Here is a 14,258-nt window from a genome sequence, read left to right as displayed (position 1 = left end):
CGCCGGAGCCTTGCATGGAAGCCGAACGCCAGAACGCCATCGCCGAGAAACTCGCCGACCTCGCCGCCCGGGGTCGCGAACTACGGAGGTATCTTTGACTACGATGTGAAAGCATCGAAGCTCGAAGAAGTCAATCGCGCGCTGGAAGACCCGGCCGTCTGGAACAACGCCGAGCGTGCGCAGGAACTCGGCAAGGAAAAGCGTGTGCTCGAGGACGTGGTGCTGACGCTGCAGCACATCGACGCCCAGTCGCGCGACCTGAAGGATCTGTACGAACTCGCCGAAGCCGAGGACGACGACGACACCTTCGAGGCGGTCGAGGCCGATCTCGGCGGGCTGGCGGCGGACATCGAGAAGCTCGAATTCCGCCGCATGTTCAGCAACCCGATGGACCCCAACAACTGCTTCATCGAAATCCAGGCCGGCGCCGGCGGCACCGAGGCGCAGGACTGGGCGGGCATGCTCGAGCGCATGTACCTGCGCTACGCCGAGAAGAACGGTTTCAGCGTCGAGCTGATGGAAGAGACCGAAGGCGAAGTCGCCGGCATCAAGAACTGCACGATCAAGATCAGCGGCGAATACGCCTACGGCTACCTGCGCACCGAGACCGGCATCCACCGCCTGGTGCGCAAATCGCCGTTCGACTCCAACGCCCGCCGCCACACCAGCTTCACGTCGGTGTTCGTGTATCCGGAAGTCGATGATTCGATCGAGATCGAGATCAACCCGGCCGACCTGCGCATCGACACCTACCGCGCCTCCGGCGCCGGCGGCCAGCACATCAACAAGACCGACTCCGCGGTGCGCATCACGCACGAGCCGACCGGCATCGTCGTGCAGTGCCAGAACGACCGTTCGCAGCACAAGAACAAGGCCGAAGCGATGTCGATGCTGAAGGCGCGCCTGTACGAACTCGAACTGCGCAAGCGCCAGTCCGAGCAGCAGAAGCTGGAAGACAGCAAGAGCGACATCGGCTGGGGCCACCAGATCCGCAGCTACGTGCTCGACCAGTCGCGCATCAAGGACCTGCGCACCAACTACGAAGTAGGCAACACCCAGGCGGTGCTGGACGGCGACCTGGCGGACTTCATCGCCGCGAGCCTGAAGCAGGGCGTCTGATCATCGTCGCGGCCAAGGCCGCTCCTACGGCGTGTAGGAGCGGCCTTGGCCGCGATCAACGAACCTTGATCAACCGACCACCTTGAATCCGTCTCTCAATCTGTCCGATTTCCTCGCTCCCGGCGTCGACGCCGACGAAGTGCCCGAACTGGCGGCGCTGGCGTCGGCGCGGCCGCTGCTCGACGCCTTCATCACGCTGTTCCGCGGCACCGAAGCCGAAGTGCTGATGCGCCTGCTGGTGCTGCGCGAGATCGGTCAGGAGGCCGAGGTGCCGCGCTGGTCGCCCGACGCGCTGCGCGCGCGCTTCGCCTATCTCGACCCGGTGAAGCTCGAAACGGTGCTCAAGCGCCTGCGCGACAATGCCCTGCTCGCCATCGGCGAGGACGGCCAGTACGCGCTGTCGGACATCGGCCGCAACGCCGTCGCCGCACTGGCCATGCTGCTGCGCTTCGGCGACGAGGAAGACGCCGAGCTGGGCTTTCTCACCGCGCAACTGGCCGGCCTGCAGGCTGTCGGCGGCGTCACCGCCGAATCGCTCGGCCACCTGCTGTCCAAGCTCACCGACCTCACCTGGCACTTCGAGGAAGCGATCGCCTCCGGCTCCGAGTTCCGCATCCTCGACGCCCGCCGCCGGCTGTCGGCCAATGGCCGCTGGCTGGAGCGCGGCACCGACATCCTCAACAAGCTGCTGGCCGAGCCGGATGCCGATTTCGAGCTCGCCCGCGTCGCCCAGCGCATCGGCCTGGCGCAGTCGCGGCTGGCGCGCGCCGACGCCTCCTTCCAGCGCGCGCTGAACAAGATCGAGGCGCAGCGCGTGACGCTGGGCAGCTCCGGCATCTCCTCGTCGGACGTCGCCGCCTGGCTGCGCCGGCTGGACGGCGCCACGCTGGCGGGCCTTGCCATGGGCTGCACTGCCGCAGTGCCCGAACTACCGCTGCTGGCCGGCGGGCATGAACTGCTGGACCGCGCCGAAAGCGCGCTCGGCGGCGAAGCTGCGCAGAACGCGACCGACGCCACGCTGCCACCGCCCGATGCCACACCGGTCGACGCCGCGCCCGAGACCGAAGACCTGGCGATGCTGGAGCACTTCACCCACCGCCTCGACGCCCTGCCCGGCGCCCGGCCGCTGCACCAGGTCGTCGCCGGCGGCGGCTTCGCGCCGGCCAGCTACCGCCTGTCGCTGCTCGCCCTGCTGGCCGACGGCGAGGATGCCAGCCCGGTCGACGGGCCGGTCGGCGCCTTCATGCGCCTGCCGCTGGACGTCCATTTCGGTGACGAACTGGTCACAGTCGGCGAAGACGAGATCGCCGCCATCAACACCGGCGAGGTCATTCCCCGCGTCCCGCGCCCGCCGCGCGCCCCTGCCCCACTCACCCACTCCTGAACGGTGCGCCCATGGAACACGAACTGAAGACGCTCACCGCCCGCCTGCTCGCCCAGCGCTGGCTGCCGCGCAGTGACCGCATGGTGCGGCGCGCGCTGGTCGATGAGAGCTTTCGCATCGAACTCGACCGCCGCCTGGCCGACGTCGGCCTGCAACTGCTCGACAACCCCTACGCCGCCCACGTCGGCGTCGCGCTGCAGGCCGACATGGCCGAGCCGGTGTTCGGCGCCGGCCGCGAGTATGCGGCGAGCAACCTGGGCCTGACGCGCGACGAGATCGCGCTGCTGGTGGTGATCTGGTCGCTGATCGTGCTGCCAAAGCGCGAGCGCCAGGTCACGCGGCGCGAGCTCGTCGACGACGGCCAGACCGACATGTTCGGCGGCGACAAGCCGGTCGCCCACGGCGAAGCCGTCTCCGGCAGCCTGACCGAAAGCTCGCTGCTGGCCGACTTCGGCCCCCGCCTCGGCGGCAAGACGCGCATGACGATCGCGCTCGGCAAGCTCGCCCGCCTGGGCTTCATCGAACGCCGCGCCGGCATCATCGGCGAAGGGCCGCTGCTCGACGTCGCGCTCGATTACCGCGTGATGGCCGACCGCATCATCCACGGCACGCTGGGCGAAGTGATCGCCCGCGCCGGCCACCCCATGCCGGAAACCAACGCCTTCGAAAACGCCGAAATCCTCGCCGACATCGGCGAGGACGACGCGGAAGACCCCGCCTGACGGCACCCGCAAACCCGCACGGCTCCGTCGCACCGCGCCCTACGGACAGTTCCCCGCAGAGCTTGCCACGCCTGACCGTGGGCGGAGGGGGCAGCTCCAGCAGCTCGCTTACCCGCCCGACCGGATTCGCAGCAGTTCGCCGGGCGCGTATACCGGCAGGCCAGCGGCGGCGAAGTCGCGCACGTTGCGGGTGACGATGGCCTGGCAGCCGGCATGGCGGGCGGCTTCGTGCAGCACGGCATCTTCAAAGTCGGCAAAGGCTGTTCCCAGTGCGTCGCTCAGGACCACGCGGCTGACGGGCGCGATGTCGAACAGGTCCAGCAGCGTACCGACGTGGGTGCGCGCCTGGTGCGCATCCAGTGCGCGCTGGCACAGGTAGAACAGCGTGGTGACGGTGGTGGCGCACAGGCTGCCGCGTATCTCGCCACGTTCCACCAAGGCCAGCACCTGGGCGCTGTCGTGCGCAAAGGGCGCGCGGTCGAGCAGGACGTCGAGCACGACGCTGGTATCGAAAAGGATGTTCATCGATGCTTGTTTTCAAGATAAGCGCGGTAGTCCTGCTCATCGGGCAGGTTTGCGCCGGCACGCTTGAGCGCGCCCTTCAGCGCGGCGATGGTGGGCGGCAGCGACGACTGGGCGGGCGTCTCGCCAAGCTGTGCGAAATAGTCGGCCACGAGCTGCGACAAGGATTTGCCGTTGCGCCGCGCCTGCGCTTTGGCCTGTTCGATCAGTACCGCATCGAGCCGCAGGGTGAGTTTGGTTTGCATGGCGCACTCCAGTTGACGTGTAGTTTTGGAAATATTGTACGTCAACCTCGAAGCTGTTGCGGGCCGGCAATCCAGCGAGTGATGCCGGGTCCGCGCCTGCCGCCCCGTCCCCCGCTTCAGCGGCCGCCGGCGGCATGCAGGAAGGCAAGCACCTCGGCCATCAAGCCGTTGATCGCGGCGTATCTGCCATTTTCCGCAGCCAGGATTTCGGCTTCGGACTGCACATGGGGCGCGGGCTGCAGCTCATCGCGGCAATGCTCGACGATCTGCCGCGCCGACTCGGGCGTGGTTTCCAGGTGGAACTGCAGCCCGATCACCGCCTTGCCGAACTGGAAAGCCTGGTTGTCGCAGGCCGCGCTGCGCGCCAGACGGACCGCACCGGCCGGCAGCGTGAAGGTTTCGCCATGCCAGTGAAAGACCTCCACCGACGGCGGAAAGCGGAACAGCGCCGGACCGTCGTGCGCCACCGCCTCGACCGGAAACCAGCCGATCTCGCGCTCGCGGTTGGCAAACACCCGCCCACCCAGCGCGCAGGCAATCAGTTGGGCGCCCAGGCACACGCCCAGCACCGGCCTGCCGAGGCGGATGACTTCGCCGATGAAACGCTTTTCCGCCGCCAGCCACGGCAACTCGGCCTCGTCGTTGACGCTCATCGGCCCACCCATGACGACCAGCAGATCGACCGACTCCGGCTCGGGCAGCAGCGCGTTCTCGTGGAAGCGGGTGGTGCCGATGTCGTAGCCGGCGTTTTCCAGCCAGGGGCCGATGCTGCCCGGTCCCTCGAAAGCGACGTGCTGCAGGATGTGCGCGTGCATGGGTCGGATATCCGTTTCTCTTATCCAGTTGTCGGGGAGACGCGGAATTGGAACACCGCGTCGTCATCCCAGCAATCCAGCAAGATGCGTTCCACCCGCTGCTGCCACAACTGGCCGAAGCGGCGGCGCGCTCCGTCGTCCGCTTCGCCATGCAGGCAGCGCCCCATCAGCGCCGACATCTCGGCTACCGCCGGCACCTGCGACAGATCCGACGCCGCATCGACGAAGCGGCCGGTATCGATGCGCGTCAGCCGCAATGCGAGCGGCAATTCAGCCTCGAAACGCTGCAGGCCGCGGCGCACGAAACGTCCGGCGATGCCCTTGAAACCGCCCTGCTGCGTGGCGCCGGTGATCAGCGTCAGCACGCTGGCGATGACGCCGGTCACGCCCTGCTCCAGCGGTTCGGCGAAATCGACGCGGACGCCGCCGCGCTCGGGCAAGGCATCCGGGTAGAGCAGGCCCATCGCGCGGCAGGCCAGCACATAAGCCGACGCCACGGTCGGGCAGGAATGCCCGGCCAGCTTCACGGCATCCTCGTAGCCGTATTCGAGCACGCCGCCCTCGGCGGCGCCGAGGAAGTCGGCCAGGGGATCATGCACGCGGATGCGCGGCACGTGGTGGAAGAATTCGGGAAAGCTCATCGGGTCGGCCTCTGTGGAGCGATGCACGGGCGCCCAGTGTCGCGGGGCCGGCCATGCACGGCATTGATGCAGCTCAGTTTCCGTCCCGCACCACGCTGGCTCGGCTTCCGGCATGGCCGGGGCATTTGCCGCCGGCCGGGGCCGCCGCTACACTGCCCGCCTCGCATCCTGCCCGCGCCATCCGCTGCCGGGCCGCAAACCCTTTCGGCCGAATACCCGATGTTTCACATCAAGACCCTGGAACTCGTCCATTGGGACTTCTGGCGCCGCTTCTCGCTGCCGCTGGACGCCCAGATCATCACCATCGTCGGCCCCAACGGCTCGGGCAAGACCACGCTGCTCGACGCCCTGCGCACGCTGTTCGCGCTGCGCTGCTCGGGCAAGCGCGACTTCCGCCGCTATGTGCGCCGCGCCGACCGCAGCTTCGCGTGGATACGCGCCATCGTCGCCAACCTGCCGGGCAGCAGCGGCAAGCGGCCTTTCTTCCCCTGCCTGTCGGACGAAGTCACCCTCGCCTGCCGCATCCGCAAGGCCGGCGGCGACTGGATACGCGACTACACCATCGTCGACGGCAACCAGGACATCGAGGCGCTGGAAGCCAGCAACGACTGGATCGGCCTGCGCGACTACCAGCACCGCCTCGCCTGGGGCGGCCTGACGCCGGCCATCACCAAGGTGCTGGCGCTGGAACAGGGCGACACCGACAAGCTGTGCGAATACTCGCCCAAGGCGCTGCTGGAACTGGTCTTCGACGTGTTCGGCGACAAGGAGGTGCTGGACAACTACCAGGCCGCGCGCGAGGAGCAGAAATCCGCCGAGCGCGAACTCGACGAACTCGGCATCGACCTCGACCGCCTGAAGACCCAGGCCGAGGAAAAGAAGGCCGAAGCCAACCGCTTCCTGGAATGGAAGCAGCTCGCCGACGAAGCTCAGGCCCTGCAGGCCGAGCTCGTGCCGCGCCTGGAAGTGGCCGAACTCGCGCGCGACACCGCCGCCGAGCGCGAGGCGCTGCGCCGCGTCGGCAGCGAACGCACCGACAAGCTGGCCGAACAGCGCGACGCCCGCCTGCGGCTCGACGCCGTGCGCGCCGAACAGGACGCCGGCAAGGCCGAACGCGCGCGCCTGAAGGATGGCGACGCCGCCACCGAACAGGCCTACCTCGCCGCCCACGACCGCGTGCGCGACCTGGAAAAGCTGCTCGCCGAACGCGACACCCTGCGCGCCCAGCTCGCCAGCGAACACGGCGCCGACGCCGTCGCGCTGGAACAGGAACACGAGGAAGCCGATGCCGCCCGCGCCCGCCTGCGCACCAAGGAACGCGAACTCGTCGCCGCCTTCGAGGACAAGACCGAAACCCTGCGCGCCGAGCGCAACCGCAACAGCCCCCCGGGCGACGCCGAAGTCTCCCGCTTCCGCGTCCGCCTCAGCGCCGAAGGCATCGCCCACCGCAGTCTGGCCGAAGTGGTCGAAGTGACCGATCCGGCCTGGCAGGCCGCGCTCGAAGCCATCCTGCGCCCCTACCGCCACCTGATCCTGCTCGAACGCGAAGCCGACCGCCACGCCGCCTGGGCGCTGGGCGAGCGCGAACGCTTCCGCCACTTCATCGTGCCCGAGCGCGAAACCGCGCCGCCGCCGCGGCCGATGAGCCTGGCCGAAGTGGTGGAATTCGACGCCCCGGTGCCGCGCTGGCTGGCCGACCTGCTCAACCGCATCCGCCGCGTCGAAAACGCCGACGCCGCGCGCGAGCTGCCGCGCGAGCAGGAATGGATCACCCGCGACGGCTACCACCGCGAACGCCGCGGCGCCCGCCACCTGGGCCGGCCGCAGGAATTCCACTTCGGCGAACTCGCCCGCCAGTCGCGCATCGCCGCGCTGCAGGACGAAATCACCGCGCTCGACAAGCAGTTGCACGCCCTGCGGCCCAAGCTGGACGAAGCCACCGAGCGCGTCACCGCCCTGCGCCAACGCATGCTCGGCCTGCAATCGGCGCAACTGCTGGCCGCCAATGCCGAACGCTACGCCGCCGCCGAAGCCGAGCTGCCGCAGGCGAAAAAAGCGCTGACCGCCGCCATCGCCGAGCGCGCCGACATGCGCGGCACACTGGACGCGCTGAACGAAAAACTCAGCGGCATCCAGATCGAAGCCGACCGCCGCCAGCGCGAGCTCAAGGCCATCGACCAGCGCCTGGCCGACATCGCCCGCGAACACGGCCCGCGCCGCCGCACCCAGGCCGAGCGCATCCTCGCCCTGCGCCGCCGCCGGCGCGGCATGCCGCCGCACTGGCTCGACAGCGGCGAACTCGCCCTGCTCGCCGAACGCTACGGCGACGCCCGCGGCGCCCGCGCCGAGCTCGACCGCCTGCGCCGCCGCCTCGAAGAAGGCGACTGGATCACCGACCCGGCGGTGCTCGTCGTGCGCGACCGCCTCGCCGCCGACGTCGCCCTGCGCGAACGCGACTACCTCGACCGCCAGGGCTACTGCGCCACCGCGCGCCACCACACCGACAACGCCCGCGCCGCCTACATCGCCAAGCTGCGCGCCACCGTGCGCCAGTACGCCAAAAACCTGAAGGCGCTGGGCGAGCTCGCCAACCTCAGCGTCGACTGCCCCACCCCTCACCTCGACAACGACGACCTGTCGCTGGCCCAGGCCGGGCTGGAAGTGCGCTTCGACTTCGACCGCAAGGGCGCCGTCGGCCTCAACGACGGCGAAGCCTCGGGCGGCCAGCAGGTGATGAAATCCCTGATCCTGCTGATCGCCCTGCTGATGGACGAAGCCCGCCCCGGCGGCTTCGTCTTCATCGACGAACCCTTCGCCCACCTCGACGTCGCCAACATCGACCGCGTCGGCACCTTCCTGCGCGCCACCCGCGCGCAATACCTCATCACGACTCCGGTAACGCACAACGCCAACGTCTTCGCCCCCGCGCAACTGACACTGGTCACGCGCAAGAAACAGCCGGGGGATGATTGGGCGCCACCGATCGGGGTGCTGCAACGGGCAGTCTCGTGATAGGCTTCAAACACCTGAAATAGCCAATTCATGGAGTTCAGCCATGATCACATTTACCTCGGTCGAAGCACAAAACCGCTTTGGCGAACTGATAGACCGCTCGCAGCGCGAACCAGTGCAGGTAACTCGCCGCGGGCGCGTCGTTGCCTACGTCGTTTCCGAGCACGACATGCAGGAAGTACGCGCCCTGCAACAGCGGCGCAACGACGCCGCACACTGGTACGCGCAATACCGGCAAGCCCTCGTCCGGAGCAGCGGCGACACCGCTGCCGGATTGACCGACGACGACATCAACGACCTCGTGCATGAGCTTCGCTAGGCGCATCGTCGTCGATACGGGAGTATTGGTCAGCGCCGCCATCCGGCCGGGCTCGATCCCGGCACTCGCATTGGAAAAGGCCTTTCTCCAATTCGAGATTTGCGTCAGCGACGAAACACTGGCCGAACTGCAAACAGTGCTGTCACGCCCCAAGTTCGACCGTTACACCCCTCCGGCCCAACGCGATGAATTCATCACTGGCTTCACCCGGCATGCGCATCACTTCGAAGTCATCCACGAGGTCAATGACTGCATCGATCCGAAGGACAACAAGTTTCTCGCCCTTGCCGAAACCGCAGAGGCCGAACTGATCGTCGCCAGCGACCCCCATCTCACCAGCCTGCACCCTTGGCATGGAATTCCCATCATGCCGCCAGCAGCCTTTCTCGTCGCCATGCGGTAGATCGAGTGGAAGCGAAAGAACTCACCTGGCTCCCGCCCGACACCCACGGCATCTCCGCCGCCTGGCTCACCGACCCCACCCGCTCCACCTTGCGCGGCAAGCGCCTGCGCTGCGCCTTCAACAGCCCCGCCGCCGCACTGGATACCTGGCCCGCAAGCTGGCGCGAAGTCCTGGCGCTGTGGGTACGCCGTGCCGAAACCGGCAAGCACTACCGCTGCGCCACCCTGCTCGCCCGCGCCAGCGCCGCACGGGCAAACGCCGCGCTGCAGCTCTTCGAACGCCTGCTGGCCGACGGCCTGGCGGAAGTGGAAGAGCGGCGCGATCCGCAACGCGGCTGGCAGGCCCACAGCCTGCGCTTTCTCGACCCCGCTGCGCTGCGCGCAGCCCTCGGCCAGCCTGAGCCGGACGCCGACCAGCTCCGCTGGACCGAACTGCGCAACACTCCGCTGGGCCTGGAAGAACTCGACGCTGCCCGCAGCACGCTGGACGAAAGCCCGCCAGGCATCGCCCTGGCCCGGCTGGAGCTGCTTGTTGCCCTGCAAAACTGGCACGATGCCGGACACCGCAGCGGGCAGGCTACCCGGCGGGATTTCGCCTTCTTCGCCCGTACCGAGACCAAAAAGATCACCGACGCCGAATGGCGCTGGCTGACCGACAACGTCGACCTGGCCGCATTCGGCATCGCCGCCCACGCACCCCTGCTGCTCATCGCCGCAAACCTCAGCCTGGAAAGCGCCACCGGCACGCTGGCGCTGGCCGCCCTGCCCGGCTTTGTCGGCCTGCCGCCCCAGGCCGTGCAGGCCATTACCGCGATCGGCAACCCGCCTTCCTGCTGGCGCCTGGTGGAAAACCGCAGCGCCTTCAAAAAGGCCGCCGCAGCCCGAACCCCGGACGAAGCCGTGCTGTGGCTACCCGGCTACCCACCCGGCTGGTGGCGCGACGCCGTCGCCCACTTGCTGCGCCTCGCCCCCGCACCCGCCGCCATCGCCTGCGACCCCGATCCGGACGGCATCGCCATCGCCGTGCAGGCCAGCACCCTGTGGGAAAAAGCCGGCCAGGAATGGGCGCCCTGGCGCATGGATGCCGCCGACCTGCACCGGCTGATCCACCGCCGCCCACTCACCGAACGCGACCGCGGCCTGCTCGAACAACTACAGCAGCAGGCCCTGCCATCCACGCTCGCCGAACTTGCTTCAGCCATGCTGGATACGGGTGAAAAAGGCGAGCAGGAAAGCCTGTTCTGGCAGTAAGCGGCGCTTGGAACGCGGTTCTGCTATGGAGTCGATACTCAGGATGCAGACATGACAGGCTGATGGCTGACCGTCGGATCGAATCGCCGGATTGCCAAGCCTCTCACCTGGAGCTACGATGTGTATGTTGAGAATGGGAAATACACATCATGCGTACCAACATCGTGATTGACGACACGCTCATGAACGAAACACTGCGCGCAACGGGATTGAAGACCAAGCGTGAAGCAGTCGAGCTTGGCCTTCGGACACTCCTTCGCCTCCGGCAACAGGAAGAAATTCGCCGATTTCGCGGCAAGCTGAACTGGCAGGGAGACCTCGATTCGATGAGGTCCGACAAATGATTCTGGTCGATTCCAGCGTCTGGATCGACTACTTCCGTGGAAACGCGACACCACAAGCCGAAAAACTGGACTCGCTGCTTGGCGTGGAGCCAATTGCAATAGGTGACTTGATCCTGGCCGAAGTGCTACAAGGCTTCACCGCCGAACGCGACTTCAACCAAGCCAGAACACTGATGGCCTCATTGGTCATCGTTGACCTGTGCGGGCGGGACATTGCCATCCAGGCCACCAGAAACTTCCGCTCGTTGCGGACGCTGGGCGTGACGGTGAGGAAAACGATCGATACCGTGATTGCCACCCACTGCATCGAAAATGGCCTGCCCTTGCTATATAGCGACAGGGATTTCGATCCGTTCGTCACGCATCTGGGCCTCCAGTCCGCGCTTGCTGCAAGCTGACCGGCAAGGACTGCTCCAGCACCTCCCGGTACAGGAACAGGATTGCAGCCACCGCCTTCCAGTAGCCTCGCCGTTGCTGCAAAGCCATCGCCCAGCGACTCAATGTGTCGGTCTTGTTCTTCGCTGCCGCCAACACTGCTCGCGCACCCATGACCAGCAAACTGCGCAAGTAGGGATCGCCGGCCTTGGTGATGCGGCCCAGTCGGGCCGTGCCGCCCGAGCTGTATTGGCCGGGCACCAGGCCGAGCCAGGCGGCGAACTGCCGACCGCAGCCGAAGTCATGACCGTTGCCGATCATGGCGACCAGGCAGGTAGCACCATCAGGTGCGATTGCTGATCGAGCGTCTTGATCGGCACGAAACGCATGTGGGGCCGCTGCACTGCCTCGCAGATCGCAGCGGCGTCGGCCGCATCGTTCTTGCTGCGTCGCCCGCTCATGCGGTAGGGCGTGACGAACTTCGGTGCGATCAGGCGAACGGTATGACCCGAAGCCTGGAACAGCCGTGCCCAGTGATGCGCACCCGAGCACGCTTCCATGCCGATCACGCACGGTGGCAGGCTTGCGATCAATTCATGCAGCTTCTCACGCGGCACTGCCGGGCGTACCAGCTCGGCGCGGCCGGCTTCGTTGACGCCATGCACGGCAAACACGTTCTTGGCGAGATCGATGCCAACGGTCACAATGCTCATGGACCTCCCCTTTCGGACGGATTGATGAGACTTCGCACTTCCCATCGTGGCACTCAGGTGCCGATCACCGCAATGCGGTCAGGCCGGGACGGGGAAGTCCCTTTCATTCGTTGGGCCGCTCATGCTTGAAGCTCTCGCCCAGATCATTCTTGTCGGCATCTTCTACTGGCCAGGTTGGGTTGTGCTTCGCGCGGTTACTCTCGGCCGTTACCCGCCCAAGAAGGGCACTAAACACGATCCCGAGTTTGTGGCTGTTGTGGGGCTAGCGTTCTTCATCGCAATTCTCATAGCCATCTATTCGTAACTATGCCCTTGCTTGAAGCAGTTGCCATTTCGCTCGGAGAACTCGCTGGTTATATGGCTACCCGGTGCGCCTGCATTGGCCGTCGTCCTTCGTCAGTGCGCCGTGGCCGCCGTCTCGCCAGCGCCAACTTTCATGCCTGGGCTGTTGCAGGCAGTAGCCCAACCCATCCCCAAGGGACTTCCCGTCAACTGTTTTCTGCAGACAGCAGCCGTTGATCATGCACCCATCTTCTTCTCCTGCTGATCACGCCCGGACGTGACCGATTCTGGACTGCCGGCATCGCGCCGGACAAGGACAGAACAGACTGTCCTTTCCCCAATCGGCCTTATTCGGCACGTGCTCCCTTTCATGCTGATCACACACGGCGGCAAGCTTGCGATCAGTTCGCGCAGCTTTTCACGCGGCACCGCCGGGCGTACCAACTCGACGCAACCGGCTTCATCGATGCCATGCACGGCAAACACGTTCTTGGCGAGATCGACTCCAACGGTCATAATGCTCATGGACTTCCCCTTTCGGACCGATTGATGAGAGTTCGCACTTCCCATCGTGACACTCAGGTGCCGATTGCCGCAATGCGGTCAGGCCGGGACGGGGAAGTCCTTTTCATTCGTTATGCATCGGAGTAATCATCGTGGCCAACCGTATCTTTACTCAACCAATGTCATTCCCGGGCCAAGCGCCAAGGCCAACGACAGAAAACTGATTGGCATCTCGGAATGGAACTACGACATACCAATCGTTTTCAAGCTTCTCCTCTCTGGCAACCCAAAGACATGTCCATCTTCGATTTGGGACAACCCGGAGGAAATTGCTCTAATAGGTGACTACGCTTCCGGCGTCAAGAACCTCGAAGGATTCTTGTCGAAAGTAGCGCTTCCATCGGCTCAGGACTTGATTGCCGAATCCATCGATTTCTTGAACAAACCAGACAACCAGAACCAATACTTCGTGTTGGAGTGCGGTGAGATTTTCGATATGAGTGAGATACCACTTCTTGAGCAGAATCTGGCACTCCTTGAGCAGATAAGAAATTTACAACCTGAAGCGGAACAGGCGCTGCAATCCTTGGTGCCACCTCCCGTTGTGCCGCCTAAACCAGTTGGTTTCTTTTCTAAGCTGCTGGGCCGTGCACCCGAATCACAGACGCCAGCGCAAGATCCGATGAAGCCGATCTATGCCCTCGGGCTTGGAAACTGGTCAAACATCCTGTACTTCGACTTTACCAATGCATAACAAGCCCAACGACCGGGCCGTTAAAATGCTACGCTTTTTGCAAACACCCGCTTCTTGCGCCTCTTCGGTATGAACATCACATGGTGCTTGCAGTCCCATCCCGTGGGACTCAGGCTCTGGTACTCTTTCATCGTGAATCTCCTTCTCTTGGCAGAGATCAGAAATTCACGCCGACCGCCGTAAAGGTCAAACCTTGGTGAGTCCCTCGTCACAGTCGGGGGCTTACCTCTATAAGTCAATCTTGGCACCGAACAGGCCAGCGGCGGAAGTGGGAAGTCCCTTTGTAGTCATTCAAGCCGACGCCGCTTCGCGGCGCGGCTTAATTCATTCGTTAACGCCCTATGAAAGTCGATCAGCAAGCCCGAGCAGTACTAGCCGAATCAACCCGGTGGCTCATTGGTGCCCGCATCACCAACTATCAGTTCGACGATTCGGTGCCAGAATCGGACGACCCGGCAGTACGGGAGATCTACAATCAGTTCTTGTGGCTGCTCTACTGCGATCTCCGGGAGCATCGCTTGATAGGCACTGACAAGCTATCGCAAGCGCAAAGAGTCACGGCAGTCCGCTGCGTACTCTTCCTCAAGTCAGGTCTTCCCTACTTATGGCCGCCACTCTCTCGCGGCCAATCAGCACTTCTCACACTCGGCAATTTACTGACTTTTGGCTTGGCTGGACGTATCTACTTCCGCCGCCTCAGCTCTGAGCTGCCCCACGAATTTCGTCTTCCAGCGTAGTCGTCGTAGGATCGACACAACGAGAGGAAGAACGACGTGAAGCGCATCCCGAAACAGGAATACACGGCTGAGTTCAAGGAGCAGGCCGTCAAGCGAACTGACGAGGTCGGCAGCATC

The 14,258-nt window shown here is 65.2% G+C and carries 15 protein-coding genes and 2 pseudogenes; 10 read left to right on the top strand and 7 right to left on the bottom strand.

Annotated features, from left to right (window positions below; genetic code table 11):
• Positions 1-14 precede the first annotated feature (14 nt).
• From prfB to TBU01S_RS15035, 3 genes are all read left to right on the top strand, one after another.
• Positions 15-1,119 (top strand): peptide chain release factor 2 gene (gene prfB / locus TBU01S_RS15045; RefSeq protein ID WP_157659159.1). Its coding sequence is split into 2 segments (ribosomal slippage): positions 15-95 and positions 97-1,119, totalling 1,104 coding nucleotides; the frame shifts between segments, so codons are not numbered across the junction.
• A gap of 82 nt (positions 1,120-1,201) precedes the next feature.
• The gene (locus tag TBU01S_RS15040; RefSeq protein WP_068637586.1) at positions 1,202-2,503 is read left to right on the top strand and encodes a hypothetical protein; all 1,302 of its coding nucleotides are present in this window, start codon (positions 1,202-1,204) and stop codon (positions 2,501-2,503) included.
• Positions 2,504-2,514: 11 nt separating this feature from the next.
• The gene (locus tag TBU01S_RS15035) at positions 2,515-3,225 is read left to right on the top strand and encodes a hypothetical protein (RefSeq protein WP_068637584.1); all 711 of its coding nucleotides are present in this window, start codon (positions 2,515-2,517) and stop codon (positions 3,223-3,225) included.
• A gap of 108 nt (positions 3,226-3,333) precedes the next feature.
• Here the strand turns inward: TBU01S_RS15035 and TBU01S_RS15030 are convergent, their stop codons facing one another.
• The 4 genes from TBU01S_RS15030 to TBU01S_RS15015 all read right to left on the bottom strand — a co-directional run bounded on the left by TBU01S_RS15030 (position 3,334) and on the right by TBU01S_RS15015 (position 5,448).
• Positions 3,334-3,750 (bottom strand): PIN domain-containing protein, encoded by a 417-nt coding sequence (locus TBU01S_RS15030; protein WP_068637583.1) that lies wholly within the window; start codon positions 3,748-3,750, stop codon positions 3,334-3,336.
• Positions 3,747-3,992: a DUF6364 family protein gene (locus TBU01S_RS15025; protein WP_068637582.1), complete on the bottom strand. Its 246-nt coding sequence runs from the start codon at positions 3,990-3,992 to the stop codon at positions 3,747-3,749. Before TBU01S_RS15025 ends, TBU01S_RS15030 begins: the two co-directional genes overlap by 4 nt.
• Before the next feature lie 116 nt (positions 3,993-4,108).
• Entirely contained in the window at positions 4,109-4,807 is a 699-nt protein-coding gene (locus tag TBU01S_RS15020; protein ID WP_068637580.1) for a type 1 glutamine amidotransferase, read from the bottom strand.
• A gap of 20 nt (positions 4,808-4,827) precedes the next feature.
• On the bottom strand, positions 4,828-5,448 hold the full coding sequence (locus TBU01S_RS15015) for a hypothetical protein (protein ID WP_068637578.1): 621 nt from the start codon (positions 5,446-5,448) through the stop codon (positions 4,828-4,830).
• Positions 5,449-5,667: 219 nt separating this feature from the next.
• Here TBU01S_RS15015 and TBU01S_RS15010 point away from each other — a divergent pair, with 219 nt between their 5' ends.
• The 6 genes from TBU01S_RS15010 to vapC all read left to right on the top strand — a co-directional run bounded on the left by TBU01S_RS15010 (position 5,668) and on the right by vapC (position 11,174).
• Positions 5,668-8,460, top strand: a complete 2,793-nt coding sequence (locus tag TBU01S_RS15010) for an AAA family ATPase (RefSeq protein WP_068637576.1) — start codon at positions 5,668-5,670, stop codon at positions 8,458-8,460.
• A gap of 43 nt (positions 8,461-8,503) precedes the next feature.
• Positions 8,504-8,779, top strand: a complete 276-nt coding sequence (locus tag TBU01S_RS15005) for a type II toxin-antitoxin system Phd/YefM family antitoxin (protein ID WP_068637574.1) — start codon at positions 8,504-8,506, stop codon at positions 8,777-8,779.
• Positions 8,766-9,182 carry a putative toxin-antitoxin system toxin component, PIN family gene (locus TBU01S_RS15000; RefSeq protein WP_068637572.1) on the top strand — a complete coding sequence of 139 codons (417 nt, stop codon included), beginning with the start codon at positions 8,766-8,768 and terminating at the stop codon, positions 9,180-9,182. The genes TBU01S_RS15005 and TBU01S_RS15000 overlap by 14 nt, the downstream gene beginning before the upstream one ends.
• A gap of 5 nt (positions 9,183-9,187) precedes the next feature.
• Complete coding sequence (locus TBU01S_RS14995) at positions 9,188-10,432, top strand: DUF2399 domain-containing protein (protein WP_068637570.1); 1,245 nt, start codon at positions 9,188-9,190, stop codon at positions 10,430-10,432.
• Between the two features lie 149 nt (positions 10,433-10,581).
• The gene (locus TBU01S_RS14990; RefSeq protein ID WP_068637569.1) at positions 10,582-10,776 is read left to right on the top strand and encodes a type II toxin-antitoxin system VapB family antitoxin; all 195 of its coding nucleotides are present in this window, start codon (positions 10,582-10,584) and stop codon (positions 10,774-10,776) included.
• Positions 10,773-11,174: a type II toxin-antitoxin system VapC family toxin gene (gene vapC, locus TBU01S_RS14985; protein WP_068637567.1), complete on the top strand. Its 402-nt coding sequence runs from the start codon at positions 10,773-10,775 to the stop codon at positions 11,172-11,174. Before TBU01S_RS14990 ends, vapC begins: the two co-directional genes overlap by 4 nt.
• Before the next feature lie 40 nt (positions 11,175-11,214).
• On the opposite strand, the pseudogene TBU01S_RS23100 reads toward vapC, so the two are convergent.
• Both TBU01S_RS23100 and TBU01S_RS23960 read right to left on the bottom strand, forming a co-directional pair.
• Positions 11,215-11,864 (bottom strand): annotated as a pseudogene (locus tag TBU01S_RS23100) (transposase); the annotation flags it as partial.
• A gap of 648 nt (positions 11,865-12,512) precedes the next feature.
• Positions 12,513-12,671 (bottom strand): annotated as a pseudogene (locus tag TBU01S_RS23960) (IS110 family transposase); the annotation flags it as partial.
• Between the two features lie 112 nt (positions 12,672-12,783).
• On the opposite strand from TBU01S_RS23960, the gene TBU01S_RS23095 reads away from it, so the two are divergent.
• A complete protein-coding gene (locus TBU01S_RS23095) occupies positions 12,784-13,404 on the top strand; it encodes a DUF7822 domain-containing protein (RefSeq protein ID WP_083953633.1) in 621 nt (206 codons plus the stop codon).
• Between the two features lie 653 nt (positions 13,405-14,057).
• Here TBU01S_RS23095 and TBU01S_RS24525 read toward each other — a convergent pair.
• Positions 14,058-14,258: hypothetical protein (locus TBU01S_RS24525; protein ID WP_217999631.1), on the bottom strand; the 201-nt coding region annotated here is incomplete at its 5' end.

It is taken from the genome of Thauera butanivorans NBRC 103042, from assembly GCF_001591165.1.
In the GTDB taxonomy this organism is placed as follows: domain Bacteria; phylum Pseudomonadota; class Gammaproteobacteria; order Burkholderiales; family Rhodocyclaceae; genus Thauera; species Thauera butanivorans.
The sequence above is the reverse complement of the archived record's forward strand: the minus strand, read 5'-3'. Positions and strand labels throughout refer to the sequence as shown.